Here is a 22,039-nt window from a genome sequence, read left to right as displayed (position 1 = left end):
TTGGAAATAATTCCTTTAAACTAAGGAATTAAGCGGAATTTGAAGCAATAAACAGTGTATAAAAGAGTGCTTTAAAAAGAGAAACCCCCATTAATACTGGGGGTTTCGGGCGGTGATCGCGGAAGGATTCGAACCTTCGACCGTCTGCTTAGAAGGCAGATGCTCTATCCAGCTGAGCTACGCGACCAAACTTTGCGGGTGCAAAGATACTAATGTAACCGATTGTAAAAAATATTTTTTTGATTTCTTATCAATTTTATGATGAGAGCATCAAATCGGTTACCCAAGTTTTTATTTAAAGCCTATCTCTTTCAATCCTTTATGGCTGATTTTGATTACTTCCAGTGGTTTTTTATCCCAGGTCATATCTTGTTCCACAAAATATTTTTCCATGCCCGATGTCTCCTTTTCCTTCAAGATTCTGGCAAAATCGATGGTTCCCTCCCCTACCGGGGCGAATTTTCCTTCTTCATCCATGTCCTTTACGTGCCATGATTTGAATCTTCCTGGGTATTTTTTAAAATAAGCAACAGGGTCGGCCCCTGCTCGGGTTACCCAATATAAGTCCATTTGGAAGTTTACATATTTTGGGTCTGTGTTATCCAACAAATATTCAATTGGCTTAATTCCATCTTCATTGTTCTTATACTCAAAATCATGATTGTGGTATAACAATTTCAATCCAGCTGCTTCACATTTTTTACCCAGAGTCATAAGGATATCTGCAAACTCTTTCATAGTACCTTTCATACCCATGGTACGGTTTTCACGATCAAAGGTAAACATGCCCATTGGTGGAACGGGAACAGTAAAATATTCAAATCCGGCAGCCTTGGTGTCGGCTATCTGTTGGTCCGCATTTTCCAAAGTTACTCCTCCCATGTGTGTACTTACAGGAGTTAATCCAATGCTTTCCAAATAGGACTTGAATTCTTGTGGCTCCATGCCATAAAATTTCCCTTCGTTATAACCTGCAGCCTCAATGTAAGAATAACCAGCATCTGCTACTTTTTGTAGCGTTGCTTTGGGATCCTCGCCCATATTGTCCCTCACCGTATAAAGTGCCAGTCCGCCAAAGTTATCTTGTGCGTAAAATGTGATTGTAAATAGTGCAAAGGCCAAGGTAAAAATGCCCTTTGTTGATAGAATTCTGTTCATCATTATTGTTTGTAGTTAATTTCGGTTTAAATGTCTCACAATATAATGCTTTCCCGATTAATATTTTTAATGGATATTGTTAGAATACCCTACTGATTCATGTAAAAAAAAATCCGCTGCATGTAAAAACATCGCAACGGATTTCAAAATAAATGAGTACTTAAATTTTTAAATTTCTTTTAAGCTTAAAGCTACTTTTACTTGTATTTCGTCATGCACCTTGATCATCCCCAAAACTTTTCTGGGAGGCTCCAATCCAAAATCTGTCAATTTTAAAGGTATCGTTCCATCAACACAAATATTGCCCTGTTGTTCACAATATAATATGGTTTCATAGTTTCGGGCTACGCCAGCTATTTTTATCTCCATACCCACACCGATTTTTTGATTATCGGGCTGTGGGGGATCAACATATAATAACCTGAGTTCTACTTGCGGGTGCTCCTCAGTCTGCAATAATTCCCTGAAATCCTTATTGATAGCCTTACCACCGCAATCGAAACAATCGTTGGCCAACTTTAGTTGCGCATTACTGAACTGTATCTGCTCAGCTTTGTCGTCATAGGCCAACCGTATGGGCAGCTCCAGTTCTTCTAGATTATATTTACAGGTAAATTCGTTTACGTTCGTTGTTCCAGAAATCACGACCTCGCTCTCAGGAGCCACACGCACTTTAGTTTCCCTTTCCGGATCGGTAAAACCAAACCCGATTAAAAGAGCAGAAACAATCCAAACAATTTTGGTGATATGTGGACTTGTGGACAACATGAGTATCTAATATAATATTTTTAGGGTTAAAGACCTAGGACATTCCTGCCCTAGGCCTTAATCAATCATCAATCATATTTTAGAAACTGATAACAGCTTCCAACAAAACTCCTTTAAATTCACCTTCGTGGAAGATGCTTGTGGTATCGTATCCATCGTATTGTTGGTTCACATATTCTATTTTGGCCAAAATATTCTTGGTCAAGAATACACCACCACCAAGTTGGAATCTATCAATAGTTATTTCTGATCCAGATGGATCGTCAGATGTAACAGTGTTGTAACGAGTTCCCAAGTAGAAGTTTTCATCATTTCCAAATCTGTAGATCAATTCACCGGCCAACTGTGTAGCGGTTCTATTATCGGTCTCAGCATCGGTTTTTCCGGATGATGTCTCAAAGGTTCCAAAGAATTCCAATCCTTTGTATTTCACAAATGGATTAATCATAAAGGCAGTGATCTCGTTATTAAACCCAGGGTTATATCTACCTGATCTAAAGTTACTAGATGCCCTAGCTTCGGTATCCTCCATCACCAAATAATATCTGGAGCCTGTTCGGTCTGCACTGTACAAGTATACTCTACCCGATTTATTTGTGCTGTACATAGAACCTGTAATTCTAAGTCTCAAGTCTTCATTCACCTGTCCATCATAACCTAATTTGGCCAAAATGGAAGCTCCAGTAGCATCTGGATTGCTAACTGCTTGGTTCAATTTACCATTGGAAAGACCGAACATACCGATGAATCCATTCTTTCTGAAGTAAACTTCACCACCGACCTCAGTGGTAAACGCATCCATGATCAAGTTACCAACAAATGGATTGTACATGGCTTGGGAGTTATCACTTCTTCTAAAATGGGTATCACCATAGTTGTTTTCCATGTGTCCTACTTTAATGGTAAGATACTTCATGGCTTCTTCCAAAAATCCAGGGCTTATGAAGTCCAAATTATCCACTTGGAAATAACCTCCTTTTACATAAGGCTCTGGATGGTGACGAGAAGATAAATAGGTTCTCAGATGCATTCTAACACCTTTGGCCAAGGCCACATCCAAATCCAAGTTAGCAGTCGCCAAGTTAAAGTTATCGCCGATTGGAATAAGTTCCACGGCTCCAGAGTTGTCATGATTTAATGCTTGAAACTGAAGGGTGGATGATCCACCTACTCTTACTTTTACCCCATCAAATGTGGAGACAGTATCTTTTGGTGCTTCAAAAACATTGATTCCATTTTTGTCCGGTGAACGGAAATTATCGAGTTGACGATTTTGTGTAAATCCCGATAGGCTAACTAGAAAAGCAGCTACGAGTAATCCGTGTTTTACATATTTTCTCATGATTGTAGATTTATTTAGTTGAGTATTAAAGTTAATTATTTCCAAACTGTATTAAAGTGAACCTCGATTTCATCACCAGTGGTGATGGTTCCTAAAAGTGCTTTGGGAGGCTCAACGCCGTAATCGGTCATTTTCAAAGCCTTTTTCCCTTTTAGCAGCACCTTATCCCCATTAATGGTTAGATTAAATGGTAAATCGATTGTATTTGTATTGCCAGAAATGGTTAGGTCTCCAGTGGCCACAACCTTATATTTATCGGAAGAAGAAACTACCGGAGATACACTTTTTACATTTTTCAATACAAACACGATTTCTTTGTGTTTTTTAGTATTCAATGCTTTGTAAGTATTTTTGTCCATAGCCCCCTTTCCGCTTTTAAGGCTTTCGGCTTCGACAGTAAACTTTAAAGTTTTGATTTTAGGGAGTTCACCTGTGTTGTCCAAAGCGATAGAACCTGATTTTTGTTCTGCCACTTCTTCCCAGTCATGCAAGGTAGAGGTCCCTGTAACCATAACTTCCCCCTCACCTTTGCTAATTTGATAGCTCTGTGCGGCAAGTGCGATCGGAATCAACCCGAATGTCATCAACAAAATGACTGACTTGATCGAGAACGGTCTTTTTTTAAATTGTGATTGCATAGTATTTTGGTTTTGTTGGGGACAAAGTTCTAATATGAAATATTCGTAAAAGATGATAAATGTCAGTATTTTCCTAAGCTTCTGATTTTCAGTAACAAATGTTACAAAAATCTTCTATTCAATTGGTTTTTAACCCTCTATCTCATCGGTTTTGTACTTAAAGCGTCAATTTTGAAGTCAAAAAACTTCCTAGTTGCATTAACATTGGTGAGAATTACTCTCAAAACATATAAAACGCCTTAAACACTGATTTTTATCATGTTATGAGCCAGCTGCACCCTCTAATTTTACATTCAGATTTTAGCATTTGTCAATCTCTTAATAGATATAAAGATGGAAACACTTACAGAAAACCAACTCAGCGTATATTCTTTCGGCAACAAAAAAGCTGATGGAGGACGAGACATGAAGGAACTGCTTGGTGGTAAAGGAGCAAACTTGGCCGAAATGAGCCGTATTGGTATTCCTGTGCCCCCTGGCTTTACAATAACAACAGAAGTTTGCACACAATACAACGCAGAAGGCAGAGAATCGGTTATAGAACGTATAGAGCCCGAAGTTCGTAGTGCGATCAACAGTATCGAGGAAACCATGGGGGCCGTATTCGGGGATGATGAAAATCCTTTACTGATTTCAGTCCGTTCTGGAGCAAGGGTTTCCATGCCCGGGATGATGGATACTGTCCTAAACCTTGGTTTGAACGAGGAGTCCATTAAAGGGGTAATTAAAAAGACGGGTAATGAACGTTTTGCTTGGGACTCGTACCGACGCTTTATCCAAATGTACAGTAGTGTCGTAATGGGCCTTAAACCAGAGTCCAAAGATGACCTTGACCCTTTTGAAGAAATCATTGATAATTTAAAGGATAAACGAAGAATTGAGCAAGACACAGAATTTACTGTCCAGGATCTTCAAGATTTGGTCTATGACTTTAAGGACATTGTTAAAAAAAGAACGGGCAAACCGTTCCCCACAAATCCATGGGACCAACTCTGGGGAGCCATTGCAGCCGTATTTGACAGTTGGAACGGTGATCGTGCCATTTATTACCGAAAAATGCATGGATACCCTGAAGATTGGGGTACCGCTGTAAATGTCCAGGCTATGGTTTTTGGTAATATGGGTGAAGATTCTGGAACAGGAGTATGCTTTACCAGAGATGCTGGAACCGGGGAAAACGTGTTCAATGGGGAATACCTCATCAACGCCCAAGGGGAAGATGTGGTCGCTGGCGTTCGTACACCTCAGCAAATTACTTTGTTGGGTTCTCAACGTTGGGCCAAACTTGCCCGAGTGGAGGAGGAAGAACGTAAAGAAAGCTACCCGTCGTTGGAAGAACTAATGCCCGATATTTACAAGGAACTTTTTGAGTATCAAAATAAACTGGAAACACACTACCAAGATATGCAGGATATGGAGTTTACCATTCAACAAGGTAAACTCTGGATCTTGCAGACTCGTAATGGTAAACGTACCGGTGCTGCAATGGTAAAAATTGCAATGGATTTACTTAAAGAAGGATTAATAGATGAGAAAAAGGCCCTAATGCGTATAGAGCCCAATAAACTGAACGAACTTTTACACCCCATCTTTGATCCCGATGCTTTGGATGAAGCCGAAGTAATAGCTCAAGGTTTACCAGCATCACCGGGTGCAGCAACTGGACAGATTGTTTTCTTTGCTGATGAAGCGGATAAATTTAAAAACAGTATTCTGATCAGGGTTGAGACTTCCCCCGAAGACGTGGAAGGTATGAATGTGGCCAAAGGTATTGTTACCGCACGTGGAGGTATGACCTCCCACGCAGCAGTAGTGGCTAGGGGAATTGGTAAATGCTGCGTTTCAGGTGCAGGTGCCTTAAAAATCAATTACAAGACAAGGACCCTGAAAGTTGATGGGCATGAATATCATGAAGGTGATTGGATTTCCATTAACGGTTCTACAGGTAACATCTTGGAAGGAAAGGTTGGCACAAAAGAACCAGAATTGAGCGGTGAATTTGCTGAATTGATGGATTTATCGGACAATTATGCCACTATGGAAGTACGAACAAATGCCGACACACCAAAAGATGCCCTGATTGCCCGCAATTTCGGTGCAAAAGGTATTGGTTTAACCCGTACCGAGCATATGTTCTTCGAAGTGGACCGTATCAAGGCCATGCGAGAAATGATTTTGGCCGATACTATCAAGGGACGTAAACTTGCTCTGAAAGAACTACTTCCCATGCAGCGTAACGACTTTGAAGGAATTTTCAGAGCAATGGAAGGATACCCTGTTACTGTTAGATTACTGGATCCACCATTGCATGAGTTCGTACCTCATCAGTTAGCCACCCAAAAAGAGCTTGCCGATGACCTTCATATTTCCTTGTCCTCAGTAAAAAGCAAGGTAGCTGAACTGGAAGAGTTTAACCCAATGATGGGGCATAGAGGATGTAGGTTGGGAAATACCTATCCTGAAATTACTGAAATGCAGACCCAAGCTATTTTGGAAGCTGCATTAAAGGTCAAGAAGGATGGTATTCCCGTTAAACCAGAAATTATGGTTCCCTTAGTTGGTACCGTTGAAGAGTTTAAACAACAAAAAGAGATAATCGATACTACAGCACAAGAAGTTTTCAAAAAACGTAAGGATAGCGTAGCGTATTCGGTAGGTACCATGATCGAAATACCAAGAGCTACCTTGATTGCCGACAAGATTGCTGAAATTGCCGACTTCTTCTCTTTTGGAACCAATGACCTTACACAAATGACCTTTGGATATTCTAGGGACGATTCAGGTAAATTCCTGCCCGTATATCTTGAAAAAGGTATTCTAAAAGCTGATCCTTTTGAAGTACTAGATCAAGAAGGTGTAGGCCAATTGGTAGAAATGGGAACTCAACGTGGCCGCACAACAAAACCCGACCTTAAGGTCGGTATCTGTGGAGAACATGGTGGTGAACCTAGCTCAGTTGCCTTTTGCCACAAAGCAGGAATGAACTATGTGAGTTGTTCACCCTTTAGGGTGCCAATTGCCCGAGTAGCAGCTGCACAGGCAACAATATCTTAAATGTAAATAATTGACCATTCTGTTTTTTAATCCCTGGTTTTTAATCAAATAAAAGCCGGGGATTTTTTGTATGTAATTAGAATGAATTAACTTCTTCATCTAAAACCCAACCACCATGACCAAGCTCTCCATTCTTTTTTGTAGTTGTTTTCTATTATTTATTTCCTGTAATCCCGTTGAAAAATCAAAATATAACATTGCTGTAAGTTTTGATGAAGCTGTAAGTATCGAAAGTAAAGATGGGCGCCTATTATTGATGCTTTCTACGGATGACAGTAAGGAACCACGTTTTCAAATCAATGATGGTTTAAACACACAACTCATTTTTGGAATGAATGTGAATGGCATGTCGGCAGGCGAATCCATTGCATTTGATGAAACCGTTCTTGGCTACCCCTACCCCAGTTTATCCGATGTTCCTCCTGGAGAATACAATGTGCAGGCACTTTTACACGTGTATGAAACTTTTAATTTATCCACAGGACATACTGTAAAACTTCCTATGGACAATGGCGAAGGACAGCATTGGAACACCTCACCGGGGAACCTATATAGCAAGCCTTTTAAAATATCTGTTAGAGAAAACGGTATCCAAAATGTATCTGTTATCATGGATCAAGAAATCCCACCAATTCCAGAGCCCGAGGATACCGAGTGGATTAAACACATTAAGATCAAATCGGAAAAATTATCAGAATTTTACGGGAGGGATATGTATTTGGGAGCTCATGTTTTATTGCCCAAAGGTTTTAATGAGCATCCAGAAGCCAAATATCCATTGATGGTTTTCCATGGCCATTTTCCAAGCGATTTTGGAGGTTTCCGCACCACGCCGCCCGACCCAAACTTGGAACCTGAATATTCGGCACGGTTCGATCTGGACGGCTATAATATTATACAACAACAAGAAGCGTATGATTTTTACAAAAGATGGAACGAACCTGATTTCCCACGCTTTCTGATTATAGAAATTCAACACCCTACCCCCTATTACGATGACTCTTATGCCGTCAACTCAGCAAGCCAAGGGCCCTACGGAGATGCCATCACCTACGAACTGATTCCAGAAATTGAAAAACAATTTCGGGGTATTGGTGAAGGATGGTCGCGTTTCCTTTATGGCGGTTCAACAGGTGGTTGGGAAGCCTTGGCCGTACAAGTGAAATATCCGGAAGAATACAATGGCTGCTTTGCCGCTTGTCCCGACCCTATCGATTTTAGGGCTTATTGCCTGACCAATATCTATGAGGATGAAAATGCTTATTACTATGACTCGGAGCACAAACAATTGGAGGTTCCCTCCCATCGAAATTATCTGGGAGATATTCAATCCACCTTGCGGCAGGGGAACCACCTAGAGTTGGTATTGGGCGATAAATCCAGATCCGGGCAACAATGGGATATTTGGGAAGCCACGTACTCTCCTCAAGGAGATGATGGCTACCCCGTACGGATTTGGGATAAAATGACTGGTGATATTGACCACGAAGTAGCAGAATATTGGAAAGAAAACTACGATTTACGGCATATTATGGAACGTGATTGGGACAAATTAGGGCCCCAATTAAAAGGCAAAATCCACATCTACTGTGGAGATATGGACAATTACTATTTGAACAATGCCGTGTATTTAATGGAAGACTTTTTAGAGAGCACCAGCGAACCTTATTATGACGGTGAAGTTTTGTACGGCGACCGTGCAGAACATTGTTGGAACGGAGACCCTGACCAGCCCAATGCCATCAGTCGTTTACGATATAACTCCATGTACGTACCAAAAATTATGAAGCGAATTGCCGAAAGTGCTCCACAAGGTGCAGATTTGACCAGTTGGAGATACAAATAGGAATAATGATTATTGTATCGGACAATACTATTAATTTAAAGTGGTCATTAAGTACGATGTTAAATACATGAATGAAATAAGTCTACCATATCATTTATTAATTCCCAGTCTAATTTCAATTCTGATTTTAGTTTTTACAGTAGTCAATAGAAAAATACTTTTCAAACAAGGAAAATGGAAATGGTTTTGGATAAGTGTCACTGTTTTTTGTGGAATTTATCTCCTCATTGTTGGAGAAGCGGCATATTTAGATATCTCTTACAAATTAGCCCTTCAAAAATTTGACTTAAATGAAGATGGTTTTTTTACCCAGGATGAAATAACAACGGAACAAAAAGAAGCAATGCGTATGGTAATCACCGATACTGGGAGGAATTTCTCAATTATTACAGGGCTGATTTTTTCTTGTATTATCGCATTATTTGTTTTTGCTTGTGGAAAAATAATGGAATACATCAATTTTAAAATAATAAAAACTAAACGCTACAAGTAATAGGCAACCAATAAAATGTAAAGCAATTGGCCCAAGCGTTTCCAATCAAGCTCAAGATTCTCATATTCCCTTTAAACTAATCTATATCATAGGATAGTACTTTGAATCATATTACCTTCTTTAGGTGAAATTCAAAGTCTATTCCAATGGAACCTACTAAACCAATAACGCGAGATGGTCCCAATGACGGTAAAAAAGTCTTTCGGGAGTTAAAGACGTGTTCTCGAACCTTTTTCTATATTCTGAATCGGCAATTTGGCCATCTAAAGGAACTCGAAGAACGCGCCTCCGATTCTTTGGCAGGAGGTATTATGCAAGAAGGTCATCAATGCGGTATGCTGTGGGGGGCATCATTGGCCGTGGGTGCCGAAGCGTATCGGAGATGTAAAAATCAAAAACAAGCCATTACTGTGGCCGTAAATGCTACCCAAAAAATAATGAACTCTTTTAAACAGCGAGAGCAGACCATAAATTGCCGTGAGATTACGCATTGTGATTTTTCCAGTAAACTCAGCATGGCCAAATACTTTTTCACCGGTAGATTTTTACACTGCTTCAATCTAGCGGAAAAATGGGCTCCTGAAGCCGTAAAATCTGCCATGGAAGGACTATCTGAAAATAATGATGAAACATCCAAAGAGTGTCTTAGCTGTGCCACCGAAGTCGCAAAAAAAATGGGAGCCAGCGATGAGGAGTCCATTATGGTGGCAGGATTTGCAGGAGGTCTTGGGTTATGCGGTGCTGCATGTGGTGCATTGGCTTCGGCTATCTGGATGAAATCCCTTAAATGGTGCCATGAGGTAGCTAAAAAATCATCAATGGACAATCCATATGCAAAAGAAACCTTGGATGCATTCTATCAATATACCAACGCAAGGATTTTGTGTTCCCAAATTACAAATGAGCAATTTAATAACCTCGGGGGGCATACAAGGTTTTTAAAGAATTCTGGATGTGAAGGTCTCATAAATGTGCTCTCTAATTCTTAAAAAAGAATGGAACTCTTAAAAGAAAATATTATCCCATGGTCCATAAGCAATGGTATCGCCCTAGTTATTTTGGCAACTGCTTTTCGATGGACAAAACTAACCCGATTGCTTTTATTTATGGTATTTGCCTGGGCTTGCTGGCTAAATTATAACACTGCCCACAAAACCCCAGATGATTATTTGATTTATGCCACTTTCACCCCTTTTGAAATGTACCACAATTTTATAGTCCATTGGTTCAAGTCCAATATTGTTCCAACGGTTACCTTAATATCGATTGGGCAGGGACTAATTGCTCTAGGTATAACATTAAAAGGTTTGGTGGTTCAAATTGCATGTGTGGGAGCCATTCTGTTTTTTATTGCAATCGCACCATTGGGGATTGGGTCTGCTTTTCCTGCAACGCTTATAGCTGCAGCAGCTACCATACTGATTTTAAAAAAGGATAATTTGAACTATTTGTGGCATTTCAAAAGAAAGTAACCGTTGTCACCAAAAATTTTAAAATACAATATGAATTAAAATATAGTTAATCTAGAAAAACCTACAATCAAAATGAAAAAAAGAGAAGAGTACAGGAAATACATTTTTATGGGAATAGTGGTAATCTCATTGGGAATTGTTTTCTCAACCACCTTAAAGGACAACGTTGAACCATTGGGAAATGTTCTTGTGGCTGTTGGGGGATTATTGTTTATTGTTGGCATGAGCAAAAAGAAGAGAGAAGAAAAAGAAAGGGACAATAATTAAAAACATCAATTGTCCAATTTAGGCTCTAACCACAACCAACCCAAAAACAAAAGCAGTATCATATAAAACCATATTGGGGAAATAGGCTCCAATTCCTTATGTGAAGAAGAGGCTATGCGCTTAAAGTCCTTTTGAGCTCCAAATTCCCAATAGTTTGTTTTCAACCTTTCGGAAAGGGTAATCGACTTTCGCTGATTTTTATCAAAAACAAAATATGAAAACTTGCTAACGGTATCATTGGAAACCTTTATGGTATTCCATCCCGATTTTCTTGGGTATTTAACCCCTTTCCACTTACTGGGCACCAAACTATTTTGAATCAAAGGGATGTGCACTCCTTCGTCGGTGGCGACCTCAATTCCATTCATGGAAGTTCGAACCTCAAATTCAAATGGCTCATTAATTCTTGGAGTTTCTGTAATCGCTTTCCAAGCGATTTTTTGCTCTTGTTCTTTAGTGATGCTCTTTAAGATTTGTGTCCAAATATTGGCATACATCGCTTCGCTTCCATCCAAAACCAACTGATAGGTATTTTGAAGTACCGTGGCACCTATTTTACCCTTTTCCATCGGCACATAAGCCGCTACCTGCACCGAATCAATCATAATTTTTTGAGTTCGGACATCATTTTTAAATTCAAAAGGATATTTCTGTGCGCTTTGGACAGGCACTCCCAAGGTGATTTCAGTAATAAAATCCCGATTAAACTGAAACGGAGATAGCCTTTGAGTCAGTCTGAACAAGCTCTCATTGGGTTGGATAAATACACCTAGGCCATGTATCCTCATTGCTTCCTCCATTGCTTCTTTTGAACTTCTTCCGAGAGCTATATAGGAATCGGTATCGATAACCAATAGATCATATTCTTTTAAATTCTCCTCAGTAAAACCATAAATGGGGTTTGAAGCCCCATTGAAATATTCGAACTTGTATTTACCTTTGGTAAGTTGTGTGCGTGCCATAACCTGGTGCCCCTTGTCAGTTAAGAAGTTTTTTAGGTATTTGGTCTCAAAAGTCGGAAAAGTGTTGACCATCAAAATCTTTAAGGGCTTCCCATCCACCACTTGAACGGGAAGCGGTTCATTGGATATAATTTCGCCCTCATCATTTTTCTCCAAAAGACGATAAATAAACTGTCCACTTGCCTTAGGTTTTGCATTTAACTGAATCAGTTGTTCATCAACCTCTTCAAAAGGCACAGAATCCAAAGGGTTCCCTCCATTATCAGCTAAAATTGCCCAATGTCCAGTTTTTGGATTGGAATGTTTGGCATTTAGATGTAGTTTTTCTCTAAATGGAATTTTATTTTCATGAGAGATAGTTGTCCATCCTTCAATCTTCTTACCTCCCATAAAGGCGATGGGTTTATCTTGTAAGCGCCATACATCAAAAGGCGCCAAACCTTGGCCTAAAAGAAATAAAGAATCCACATCTTTCAAAATTGACAATGGTGTTCCCTTGGTATATTCTTCTATTTGTATTCGCTTGTAAATAGATTTTAAACTATCCAACTGGGCAGGTCGATACCCTTCGGTGAGAACAATGCCCTTTCCACTGGTCGATTTTTGCAAGGTACTTGGCCTTACGACTATCATTACCAATGAAACTATCGCTAAAAATGCCGCAACAAGCTTAACCCAAAACCTTCTTTCCTTTCGCTGCGACCATTCTTTCCAGATGAAAACGCCCCACAGCACCAGACCAACCAAAATTACTGGCCACAAAAGATTCTGGTTTATAAATACCGACCCATCACTCATAAATGGTCAATTCTTTTAGATACAACAAATTGATTTCGTCTTGATATCCTGCCTTTTTCATCGGATTGTCCTCCGCTTCGGGAAGTACTTCCAAAAGATTTTTTTGAACCTCTTTATAATTCTCTTTGGTTCTATTTGCTACCTTTTCAAGGTCACGAAGGCCCTGCAAAACTTTTAGATATGTAAACGGGTCCGAAATGGCTTTTTGCGCCAATTCGTTACCTGCGGCCACAAAGAGTGCACTATCCTCATTATTGAACTGTTTTTCATCTTGAGTCAAGAGTTCCAAAAGAGCTATAGCTTCTCTTGTTGAAGCAAAAGACATTTGGTATTCAAATTCTTCCTTTTTGTTATAATTTTCGATATCCTCGATATCCCCGCTCAATCTGTTTTCTTCTTTAATGGGCGGTGGGTCAAACCCAATACGGTGCACATAAATTCGGGCACTATTTTTTATATCCTGAATTATTTTGAGGGCATCATATTGATAGGGTAATGACTTCTCAGGTTCATAAAGTCGTAAATGGAGCTCAGCGTCCCACATAATACTCAATGCATCCCTAAGCTTTGCTTTCAAGGATTTTTCAAATAGTGTGGATGCTTCTGGGTCCGAATGATTGTGCACATAATTGTGCAACGGGTCCTCCTCTTCTTCCTGGGCTTCACTTTCGTGGTCGTGTTCTTCCACTAAATTGTGTTCGTTTTCACTGTCGTGTTTGTGGCTGTATCCATCCAGAAGGTCTTCCTCGCCTTCCTCACCAGCATGGTCATCATCGTCTCCCTCATTTTCGGTAGATGATACTTGACCGGGAGCCGCTTGCATTTCGGTTTCGTCTCCCATAAACTGCCCATACTTCAAGCGTAACTGCTTTTGGTCAAAGCCCAATTCGTTGCTCCTAAATTTGAAGTCTTTTTCAGAAATGTTGGGTCTATCTGCAATGAGTTTTTCGGTATCGATAATCAATTGGCGTTGGCTCCTAAAATAGTCGGGCATTAAATCCACGCCCAAGTTGCCCTCTACAGTAAATTCATCTGTTATGGTATCTCGAATTACGGCAAAATAGGTTTCGCTACGTGCAATATTGGGTGTTGGCGTCTTTTGATCCAAAGCCTCCACATAAAAATACAATTCATCCCCCGGGTCCATTTTAAGGGCATCCAAATCCAAGGGCTGCTGCAATTGGATTCGTTTATTCCCTTTGGGAATAGCCCTGTCAAAACGAACGGTTTCCTCTCGAAATTTAACCGATTCACCGGAACCTTTACTCACTGTTGCAATAATGTAGGCATCATCAATTCCAAAATCATCAGAAATGTTGGTCATCAACATCAAACGTTTGTCATCATCAAACTCAAAATAAGTGTAGTTGTCCAACCCTTCAATTTGGACCATTGGTGGTTCATCGGTCACCATTTCCAAAGAATACAAATCGCTTACATAGTCATTCCCATCCAAATCTTTGAAGGTAAAACTGTAAAATCCTGATGCTTCCAAGGTCTTGGTCAACCGATACGATTCTTGAGTTTTTGTAAAACCAATGCGTTCACCCATCAAATCCATTTCCACTTCTTTTACATCTCCATCAAATTCAAGGTTCCATATAATTCTAGAACCTTCCACCGCCTTAATATTTGGATTAGTGGTGTTCGATGTTCCTTTTCTCGTATAAGAGGGGTATTGAATAGCAATATTGGTCTCTATCAATTGGGGGGTCTCGACAGTAGTGGACAGACTGTCTTTGGGAGCAAAAGTGATTTGTTCGGTATTTGATGAATTTCCTCCCGATGGATTTCCGAACTTGGTCAGCATAAAACTACCAGCAAGTCCTATAAGGATTAGACCAAACATGGCAAGGGTTGCCTTAAACAAGTTATGGGGTGGTCTCAATTTGGATAAAACGGGTTCCAATTGCGAGGCTACTCGATATTGCTGTAATTTGGACAGGTCGGAAAGCTCATTGCCAGTCGATAATAATAGTCCGCTACTGAATCCTGCTTGGGGTACATGGGCATCAATATAACCTACAGCATTTTCTGAGCTTATTTTCCAAGGTTTTAAAAACCAAAAGGCAATTCCCAATGCCACTAACAAACCAAGAATTCCATAGAAAATATTATGGGTCGACAGGTATAGAAAACCACCAAATCCAACAGCATAAAGCAATCCTTCCAAATATTTGGATTGCTGCCATCGTTTTTGAAATTGCTTTATCGCCCCTGCTCCCATTATTGTTTTTTATAGTTTGACATCAAACGTTCAACAATCATCAGCCCCGCGAGAATGTAGAATACCCAGAGGGAAATATCAAGCAAAGTGGCTCTCTCTCTTTTTCGTTTTGGTTCCACATAATTGGGTTTAAGTTCAGCTTCGTCCAATTGTCTTGCATCTGCATTGGCCACCACAGCTTTTAAATCATTGTCCAGCGCTAAAATTTGGAGTAACTGTTCGGGCAAGTGTTGGTCGACCGTGTTTTTGGGGTTCAATCTTGATGTTAGATAAAACAAATTTTCCCGAGGTCCCGATGCAATTAATTGTTTGGCCAACGGATTTTCTTGATAAACCAACCATTTACCTTCTGAATCATTCTTAGGTTCATTGTGCAACCAAATATTCAAATCAGCTTGATTATTCGTTGGTTCATCTTCTTTGTGAATAACGATTTCACGCTTCAAAAATGTCGATAATGCGCTGAATGATGCCTCAATATATTTTCCTTCGCGCTCAAAACCTTCCTCCACGTACAAATTGATTTGAAGCGTATCCAATGTTTTCAATGGAACTGTTTGTGGTTCTTCCGAAAGTAATCGAAGGCTATCGTTACTGATGTTAAAACCTTCATCCAATACTTTTTTGTAAATTTTTGTTGTTCTACCGTTGCTTGAAGTAGTTATCAATTCAACTCCTGATTCACGATTAAAAGCCAGCAAGGGTCTATCTTGTGTTTCCTCAAGTTCCATAACCACCCAATGGATTTTCTTTTGGGTATTTGGTCGCATCGACTTGACTCCTTTGATCAGTGCCTTCGTAAATACTACAATACTATCCGAACGCAACGAATCCATTTTTTGCACTAATTGCCAATAGTTGGGCTGTTCCTTGTCCGATTGATAATCGGCATCATCTTCCCACTCAGGAAAGCCATTTTTCAATAGAAAAACGGGGGAATCCTCTTGTAAGCTATCCAAAACAGAGCTGATGGATGCTTCATTGGCAATGGAAGCCTCAACTATGTAAGTAATTTGTTTTTGATTGCCTTTGGTACGCCATTGTGGGCCTGCCATCAATAAAACAATCAAAGCAATAATAAACATTCGTAGCAATAGTAGTAACCATTCATTTAATTGAATGCTGCTGGATTGCCGCGAATTGGATTCGTCCAATAACTGGATACTTCCAATTTTTATGGTCTTTGCCTCCTTTTTGCTCCACAAATGGATGGCCAAGGGAACCAAAAGTCCCAAAAGTGCCCAGAGATATGACGGATTTGCAAAAACCATTTACACTAATCGTATTCGTTCTTTTAAAAATAGTTGCAATGCTTCGCCCAAGTTATCATCCATTCTAAAAAGGTGGTAATGCACCCCTTGGGACAGCAATTGCTCTTTGGTTTGATTTATTTTTTGATCCAAAGCTTTTAAATAGGCTACTTTGGCTTTGTTTACATCTACTTTGACCTTGGCTCCAGTTTCCAAATCTTCAAAAGTGACGGACTTTTTATAATTAAAATCCATTTCTTTTCCAGACATAATTTGAAGAACGACGACCTCATTTTTGGCAGTCTTCAGGTTTTTTACAAAATCGGACAGTTCGGAGACATCTTCGTACATATCCGTCAGGAAAAACACCAGCTCCTTTTCTCCCCTATTGTGGATTCTTCTGGATGCAATAGGGAGTTCGGGCCATTTCCCCTTTGTGGAAATCTTCAACAATTCGAGCAACAATCGGTTGAAGTGTTTTTGGTCTGCTTTGGGATAAATGCTCACAAAATCATCTTCATTGAGTGCAAAAAGTCCCACAGAATCTCCTTGCTTTTGGGCCATATGAGACAAACAAGCGACCATTACCCTAGCAAATTCCAATTTGGAAATGCCGTCTTCTTTGTGCTCCATGGAAGCACTCGCATCAACAATAAACTTGACGGTAACGTGACTTTCCACTTCGGATTGTTTGATGTAATACCTACCTGAACGGGCCAACATCTTCCAATCGAGTAATCTCAGGTCGTCCCCAGGTTCATAGCCCCGATATTGACTGAATTCCATTCCGGGGCCCACGCTCTTGCTCCGGTGCAAACCAGAGGTATATCCTTCCACCACAATGCGCGAAATCAAGCTAAGGCCCGATACGGTATTGATGACTTCAGGTTTTAAAAGGTCATGGTAGTCCCTTTTCGCCATTATTTATCCCTTAATTGTACTGCTTTTAATATTTCCATGGTTACCGTATCCGAGGTGATTCCTTCGGCATCGGCCCTAAAGTTGACCAGCACCCGGTGCCGCAATACCGGCAAAGCAACCGTTTGTAAATCTTCCAGCGTAACCGCCAATCTGCCCTCTAAGAGTGCATTAGCTTTGGCAGTCAAAATCATTGCCTGACCTGCACGAGGGCCTGCGCCCCAATCCACCCATTTTTTAACGTAGTCTACCAAAGTCGTATCGGGTCGAGTGGCGCGAATTACATCACTCACATATTGGATCAATCCATCGCTGATGGAAACTTCTCGAACCAGTTGTTGCAATCTTACAATGTCATCGCCAGAAAGCACCTTATTCAATTGGGCTTTTTTGGTTCCCGTAGTGGCTTTTAAAATTTGCGTTTCCTCCTCATCTGTTGGATATCCTATTTTGATGTACAGCAAGAATCTATCCTGTTGTGCTTCCGGCAATACAAAGGTTCCCGATTGTTCAATAGGGTTTTGCGTGGCCAGAATAAAGAAAGGTTTATCCAAAGGGTATGTTTTGTCTCCATAGGTTACCTCAAACTCTTGCATCGCTTCCAAAAGAGCTGCCTGTGTTTTTGGAGGTGTTCGGTTAATCTCATCTGCCAAAATGATATTAGAAAAGATAGGTCCTTTGTTGAATTTGAAGAATTTTTTGCCCGTGGAATGGTCCTCTTCCAAAATTTCCGTACCTATAATATCAGAAGGCATTAAATCGGGCGTAAACTGAATCCGCTTAAATTTTAAATCGATGGCGTTGGAAAGTGTGCGAATCATCAAAGTTTTTGCCAATCCTGGAACACCTTCGAGCAAGGCGTGTCCACCTGCAAGAAATGTAATCAGTAATTGGGAAACGGTTTCTTCTTGACCAATAATCACTTTTCCAATTTCTTTTTTAAGGGCGGTCAGCTTTTCGGAAAGCCCTTCTACTTCACTTGCAATTTGTTGTAGTTCTTTATCCAAATTAGTATCGTTAAGAGGTTAAGGCATATAGGACAATATTCACCGCAAATCGTGTATTGTCAATTTTGTACCAGCGTTTATTTCTAAAATCGTAATCCCATTCGCAGCCATAGTCCTTGTTGCTGTAGAGCACGCCAATTCTTCCATCTATCACAATGGCCTTGAGATAATCGTGCACAAGGTCATCTCCCCAACCGTTCAGTTCTTGTGAAGTGGTAGGCGGACCCTCATCAAATTCAAAGAAAATGGTATAGATTTCATGATCATTGGGAATCTTTTGTAATTCACCGGGACCGAAGATTTCTTCCATTTGCCGTTCGAACGATTTGGCAAAAAGACCGTCAATATCGTGATTACAATCATCGGCAAAAATAAACCCACCGTTACGGACATATTTTTCAAAATTTTCACGTTCCTTTTTGGTAAACTGAACCAACTTATGGCCCGAGATATAGCAAAATGGACTTTTAAAAATATCGTCGCTGGCCAGGGTGATAATCTTCTCCTGTGTATCCACTTTTAGGGTGGTATACTCGACCAAGGAATTCAGCAAATTTGAGGGCATACGCTGATCAACATCCCAATCTCCTGATTCGTATTGTAATCGTGTAAAAAAGAATTCGTTATCCAATGCCATTCGGGTCGTAGGCTAAAATGGTTACCAAAATAAAAACTGGCGGTCAAGGATTACCTGACCACCAGTTTGTTTCAATTCTTGTTTTTATACCGCGTCTGAGAGACTGGTGAACGTAAAGTCACGAATCTTCATATAGGGTATTAAGTTACCGTTGACGCGTACTTGTTGTCCTAGAGATTCCAAATTATTCAACATGATAATCGGGCTCTCATTGAATCTGAAGTTTTTAACCGGGAACTTAATTTGCCCGTTTTCGATATAAAAAGTTCCGTCTCTGGTCAAACCTGTGTACAATAAGGTCTGTGGATCCACACTTCTTATATACCAAAAGCGTGTCACCAAAATACCTTTTTTGGTTCCCTTGATCATATCCTCCAGGCTTTCGTCTCCACCGGCCATAATTCCGTTGCTTGGGAAAGGAACAGGGTTCACACCTTTCTGTTCTGCCCAATAACGACTGTACGCCAAGTTTTTTACGACTCCATTTTCTATCCAGCTTGTTTTCTTTAGAGGTTGTCCTGCTCCATTCCAGGTAGAGGTTGGGGCATCTGGATGTAAAGGATCGGACCAAATATTTACCCTTTCATCCACAATTTTCTGTCCCAATTTATTACCACCATCTGCAGCTGACATAAAACTTCTTCCTTCATCTGCTGACCTTGCATCAAAAGATCGGAACATATTTCGCAATAGGCCAACCGATGCTGCAGGTTCCAAAATAACTGTGTATTTACCTGGTTCAATCGCTCGTGCCTCCTTGGACAATACCGCTTTATCTATCGCCGTTTTTGATGCTTCGTCAGCATCGAATTTGGAGATGTCGTTGTAATCCCTTGTCACCCAACCGGAACCTGTACCATCGTTGGTACGCATAGTCACAGTAAAGTCCACATCGGTGGATTTATTATAAGCGAACAGGCCGTTAGAATTAATCATAGCCGAAAACTGGGCCGAATCGTCCAAGAAACCTGCTGCGGTCACATCTTTGGCCGCTGCGGGAACAATACTGCTGTTGGCCACTTCTGCTCTATACTCGGGGCTTACATTTGCCGTAGCCTCTTTGTAAGTGATTGCCTCATCGTATTCTTGAGGTCCCAAAGGCGGCATAAATTCAGGATTCTCTGGTGATAGCTGAGCAAGTTCTTCTGCTCTTCGCACTACTTTTTCCAATGATGCATCATCAAATTCATCTATAGTTGCTGTACCCACTTTTTTACCAAAACTAGATTGCACTACCAAACTTTGGGTTGATCTATACCCTGCTGTAGACACCGTATTTCTAGCGTACCGGATATTTCCACTATTACTTCCACTGAGGTTTATTTCGCAGGCATCGGCCTTGGAAAAACTCAAAGCTTTTTCCAAAATCATTTTTGCTTCTTCTTTTGTATATATAGCCATTGTCTTATTATTTAATTTGAATAAACCTTAAATGGTCCTACCTGTATTAATTACATTGATTCCATTAAATCTTGATGTTGAACTACCGTGAGAAACGGCACTTACCTGTGAAGGCTGCCCTTTACCATCAAAGAAGGAACCGAATAACCTGTAGTCGTCCTTATCACAGATTTTTGCACAAGAATTCCAGAATTCCTGTGTATTGGATTGATAAGCTACGTCGTCGAGCATACCTACAATCTCACCATCCTTAATTTCGTAGAACAAAGTTCCACCAAACTGGAAGTTGTAACGTTGTTGGTCAATGGAGTAAGAACCACGGCCTAGAATGTATATTCCTTTGTCCACATCCTTGATCATATCTTGCAAGGAGTATTTTTCCTTTCCTGGTTCCAAAGAAACATTGGGCATACGCTGGAACTGCACATCTTCCCAACTTTGGGCATAACAGCATCCGTGCGATTCATTTTGATCAATCATATGAACTTGGTCACGAATAGCTTGATAGTTTACCAAGGTTCCATTTCTTATCAAATCCCATTTTTTGGTTTTCACACCTTCATCATCATAACCCACGGCGCCTAGAGATCCTACTTGTGTTTTATCGGCAACAATGTTCACGATATCACTTCCGTAATTAAAGTTTTTGGATTCCCATTTATCCATTGTTGCAAAACTGGTTCCTGCATAATTGGCCTCATAACCAAGTACACGGTCCAATTCCAATGGATGTCCTACAGACTCGTGAATGGTCAGACCAAGGTGATTTGGTTCCAGAACCAGGTCATACTTACCAGCTTCAACCGATTTTGCAGTCAGTTTCTGCTTGGCTTGTTTAGCGGCCATGGTAGCATCTTCTACAATATCATAACTTCTATTGTACAGTTTAATACCCTCTGGACCTGAAAGCTTTTCGGATTCCAAACCATCCATATACTCATAACCCATACCCATTGGAGCGCTAAATGCCTGACGACTCTTGAATTTTCCAGCTTGACGGTCAATGGCTGTAACATTAAATGTTGGCCAAATTCGGTGTACATCTTGATCGATGTAAGAACCATCAGTAGAGGCGAAATATTTCTGTTCATTCACCATAAAAAGTGCGGAGTTCACAAAGTTGGCTCCATTTTCCATGGCTGCCCCGTTTGCACTCAAAAGCAAATCAACTTTTTCCGAGATAGGTACTTCTTTGAAGTCCTTTTTTATTGGAGTTTTCCAAGAAACTTCTCCGTAGGATTCAACAGGGGCCAAAACAACGGGTTCCTTTTGAATTTTGGAATTTGCCTTCGCAATGGCTACAGCATGTTGCGTGGCCTTTTTAATACCATCTTCGGTTACATCGTTAGTGGATGAAAAACCCCAAGTACCGTTGGCAATCACTCGGATACCAATTCCGAACGATTCGGTGTTTACTACATTTTGAACCTTATCCTCTCGAGTGAATACATATTGGTTCAAATATCTTCCTATTCTGGCATCTGCATAGGTAGCTCCCATGGACTTTGCCGTATTAAGGGCAACGTCGGCCATTTTCTTTTTAAGTACGGTATCCATACCTGGTTCGAGTAACGCTTCTGCGGGAATATCGTTCCCCAAAAGAAGCGAGGGCATCATCATGGCCCCTGCACCCATACCAGCGTACTGTACAAAATCTCTTCTTTTCATATGTTAGTTATTTGATTTTACTTTGAGTTAATAAAGGATAGGTATCTATTAAGATTAATTTGTTCAAATCCATGGTTCTTAAAATTAAGTAGTGCTTTTTTAGCTTTATGTTAATTTTAACCTAAAATACCAG

18 protein-coding genes and 1 tRNA gene are annotated in these 22,039 nt (G+C 40.3%); 6 read left to right on the top strand and 13 right to left on the bottom strand.

Annotated features, from left to right (window positions below; translation table 11 throughout):
• Positions 1-113: 113 nt before the first annotated feature.
• The 5 genes from D2V08_RS15400 to D2V08_RS15380 all read right to left on the bottom strand — a co-directional run bounded on the left by D2V08_RS15400 (position 114) and on the right by D2V08_RS15380 (position 3,906).
• A tRNA-Arg gene (locus D2V08_RS15400) sits at positions 114-187 on the bottom strand.
• Between the two features lie 104 nt (positions 188-291).
• Entirely contained in the window at positions 292-1,158 is an 867-nt protein-coding gene (locus D2V08_RS15395) for a sugar phosphate isomerase/epimerase family protein (RefSeq protein WP_119609674.1), read from the bottom strand.
• A 168-nt stretch (positions 1,159-1,326) separates the two neighbouring features.
• Positions 1,327-1,926: a YceI family protein gene (locus D2V08_RS15390; RefSeq protein WP_119609156.1), complete on the bottom strand. Its 600-nt coding sequence runs from the start codon at positions 1,924-1,926 to the stop codon at positions 1,327-1,329.
• 79 nt (positions 1,927-2,005) lie between these two features.
• Entirely contained in the window at positions 2,006-3,268 is a 1,263-nt protein-coding gene (locus D2V08_RS15385) for a hypothetical protein (RefSeq protein WP_119609154.1), read from the bottom strand.
• A 35-nt stretch (positions 3,269-3,303) separates the two neighbouring features.
• On the bottom strand, positions 3,304-3,906 hold the full coding sequence (locus D2V08_RS15380; protein WP_119609152.1) for a YceI family protein: 603 nt from the start codon (positions 3,904-3,906) through the stop codon (positions 3,304-3,306).
• 333 nt (positions 3,907-4,239) lie between these two features.
• On the opposite strand from D2V08_RS15380, the gene ppdK reads away from it, so the two are divergent.
• The 6 genes from ppdK to D2V08_RS15350 all read left to right on the top strand — a co-directional run bounded on the left by ppdK (position 4,240) and on the right by D2V08_RS15350 (position 11,038).
• A complete protein-coding gene (ppdK, locus tag D2V08_RS15375) occupies positions 4,240-6,960 on the top strand; it encodes a pyruvate, phosphate dikinase (protein WP_119609150.1) in 2,721 nt (906 codons plus the stop codon).
• 115 nt (positions 6,961-7,075) lie between these two features.
• Positions 7,076-8,806: an alpha/beta hydrolase gene (locus tag D2V08_RS15370; protein ID WP_119609148.1), complete on the top strand. Its 1,731-nt coding sequence runs from the start codon at positions 7,076-7,078 to the stop codon at positions 8,804-8,806.
• Between the two features lie 67 nt (positions 8,807-8,873).
• Complete coding sequence (locus D2V08_RS15365) at positions 8,874-9,299, top strand: hypothetical protein (RefSeq protein WP_119609146.1); 426 nt, start codon at positions 8,874-8,876, stop codon at positions 9,297-9,299.
• 146 nt (positions 9,300-9,445) lie between these two features.
• On the top strand, positions 9,446-10,288 hold the full coding sequence (locus D2V08_RS15360) for a C-GCAxxG-C-C family protein (RefSeq protein WP_119609144.1): 843 nt from the start codon (positions 9,446-9,448) through the stop codon (positions 10,286-10,288).
• A gap of 6 nt (positions 10,289-10,294) precedes the next feature.
• Positions 10,295-10,771 (top strand): hypothetical protein, encoded by a 477-nt coding sequence (locus tag D2V08_RS15355; RefSeq protein ID WP_119609142.1) that lies wholly within the window; start codon positions 10,295-10,297, stop codon positions 10,769-10,771.
• Positions 10,772-10,843: 72 nt separating this feature from the next.
• Positions 10,844-11,038: a hypothetical protein gene (locus tag D2V08_RS15350; protein WP_119609140.1), complete on the top strand. Its 195-nt coding sequence runs from the start codon at positions 10,844-10,846 to the stop codon at positions 11,036-11,038.
• 5 nt (positions 11,039-11,043) lie between these two features.
• On the opposite strand, the gene D2V08_RS15345 is transcribed toward D2V08_RS15350, so the two are convergent.
• The 8 genes from D2V08_RS15345 to D2V08_RS15310 form a co-directional block, all read right to left on the bottom strand.
• Positions 11,044-12,762: a hypothetical protein gene (locus D2V08_RS15345; RefSeq protein WP_147374167.1), complete on the bottom strand. Its 1,719-nt coding sequence runs from the start codon at positions 12,760-12,762 to the stop codon at positions 11,044-11,046.
• 28 nt (positions 12,763-12,790) lie between these two features.
• Positions 12,791-15,025, bottom strand: a complete 2,235-nt coding sequence (locus tag D2V08_RS15340; protein WP_119609136.1) for a tryptophan-rich sensory protein — start codon at positions 15,023-15,025, stop codon at positions 12,791-12,793.
• On the bottom strand, positions 15,025-16,296 hold the full coding sequence (locus D2V08_RS15335; protein WP_119609134.1) for a BatA domain-containing protein: 1,272 nt from the start codon (positions 16,294-16,296) through the stop codon (positions 15,025-15,027). The genes D2V08_RS15340 and D2V08_RS15335 overlap by 1 nt, the downstream gene beginning before the upstream one ends.
• Positions 16,297-17,196 (bottom strand): DUF58 domain-containing protein, encoded by a 900-nt coding sequence (locus D2V08_RS15330; RefSeq protein ID WP_119609132.1) that lies wholly within the window; start codon positions 17,194-17,196, stop codon positions 16,297-16,299. It lies immediately after the preceding gene.
• The gene (locus tag D2V08_RS15325) at positions 17,196-18,200 is read right to left on the bottom strand and encodes an AAA family ATPase (RefSeq protein WP_119609130.1); all 1,005 of its coding nucleotides are present in this window, start codon (positions 18,198-18,200) and stop codon (positions 17,196-17,198) included. Before D2V08_RS15325 ends, D2V08_RS15330 begins: the two co-directional genes overlap by 1 nt.
• 10 nt (positions 18,201-18,210) lie before the next feature.
• Complete coding sequence (locus D2V08_RS15320; protein WP_119609673.1) at positions 18,211-18,831, bottom strand: DUF4159 domain-containing protein; 621 nt, start codon at positions 18,829-18,831, stop codon at positions 18,211-18,213.
• Positions 18,832-18,921: 90 nt separating this feature from the next.
• Positions 18,922-20,238 carry a TldD/PmbA family protein gene (locus D2V08_RS15315; protein ID WP_119609128.1) on the bottom strand — a complete coding sequence of 439 codons (1,317 nt, stop codon included), beginning with the start codon at positions 20,236-20,238 and terminating at the stop codon, positions 18,922-18,924.
• Between the two features lie 27 nt (positions 20,239-20,265).
• Complete coding sequence (locus tag D2V08_RS15310) at positions 20,266-21,906, bottom strand: TldD/PmbA family protein (RefSeq protein ID WP_119609126.1); 1,641 nt, start codon at positions 21,904-21,906, stop codon at positions 20,266-20,268.
• Positions 21,907-22,039 lie beyond the last annotated feature (133 nt).

The organism is Flagellimonas lutimaris (assembly GCF_003581615.1).
Classification (GTDB): Bacteria; Bacteroidota; Bacteroidia; order Flavobacteriales; family Flavobacteriaceae; genus Flagellimonas; species Flagellimonas lutimaris.
Note: the sequence above shows the minus strand (reverse complement) of the source record. Positions and strands in the feature narration are given on the sequence as shown.

Bases quoted from the DNA above. Each gene is read 5' to 3' on its own strand.
- D2V08_RS15340 (WP_119609136.1), bottom strand. From the start codon at position 15,025: ATGGGAGCAGGGGCGATAAAGCAATTTCAAAAACGATGGCAGCAATCC.
- D2V08_RS15335 (WP_119609134.1), bottom strand. From the start codon at position 16,296: ATGGTTTTTGCAAATCCGTCATATCTCTGGGCACTTTTGGGACTTTTG.
- ppdK (WP_119609150.1), top strand. From the start codon at position 4,240: ATGGAAACACTTACAGAAAACCAACTCAGCGTATATTCTTTCGGCAAC.
- D2V08_RS15360 (WP_119609144.1), top strand. From the start codon at position 9,446: ATGGAACCTACTAAACCAATAACGCGAGATGGTCCCAATGACGGTAAA.
- D2V08_RS15385 (WP_119609154.1), bottom strand. From the start codon at position 3,268: ATGAGAAAATATGTAAAACACGGATTACTCGTAGCTGCTTTTCTAGTT.
- D2V08_RS15350 (WP_119609140.1), top strand. From the start codon at position 10,844: ATGAAAAAAAGAGAAGAGTACAGGAAATACATTTTTATGGGAATAGTG.
- D2V08_RS15330 (WP_119609132.1), bottom strand. From the start codon at position 17,196: ATGGCGAAAAGGGACTACCATGACCTTTTAAAACCTGAAGTCATCAAT.
- D2V08_RS15315 (WP_119609128.1), bottom strand. From the start codon at position 20,238: ATGGCTATATATACAAAAGAAGAAGCAAAAATGATTTTGGAAAAAGCT.
- D2V08_RS15370 (WP_119609148.1), top strand. From the start codon at position 7,076: ATGACCAAGCTCTCCATTCTTTTTTGTAGTTGTTTTCTATTATTTATT.
- D2V08_RS15365 (WP_119609146.1), top strand. From the start codon at position 8,874: ATGAATGAAATAAGTCTACCATATCATTTATTAATTCCCAGTCTAATT.
- D2V08_RS15380 (WP_119609152.1), bottom strand. From the start codon at position 3,906: ATGCAATCACAATTTAAAAAAAGACCGTTCTCGATCAAGTCAGTCATT.
- D2V08_RS15390 (WP_119609156.1), bottom strand. From the start codon at position 1,926: ATGTTGTCCACAAGTCCACATATCACCAAAATTGTTTGGATTGTTTCT.
- D2V08_RS15395 (WP_119609674.1), bottom strand. From the start codon at position 1,158: ATGAACAGAATTCTATCAACAAAGGGCATTTTTACCTTGGCCTTTGCA.
- D2V08_RS15310 (WP_119609126.1), bottom strand. From the start codon at position 21,906: ATGAAAAGAAGAGATTTTGTACAGTACGCTGGTATGGGTGCAGGGGCC.
- D2V08_RS15355 (WP_119609142.1), top strand. From the start codon at position 10,295: ATGGAACTCTTAAAAGAAAATATTATCCCATGGTCCATAAGCAATGGT.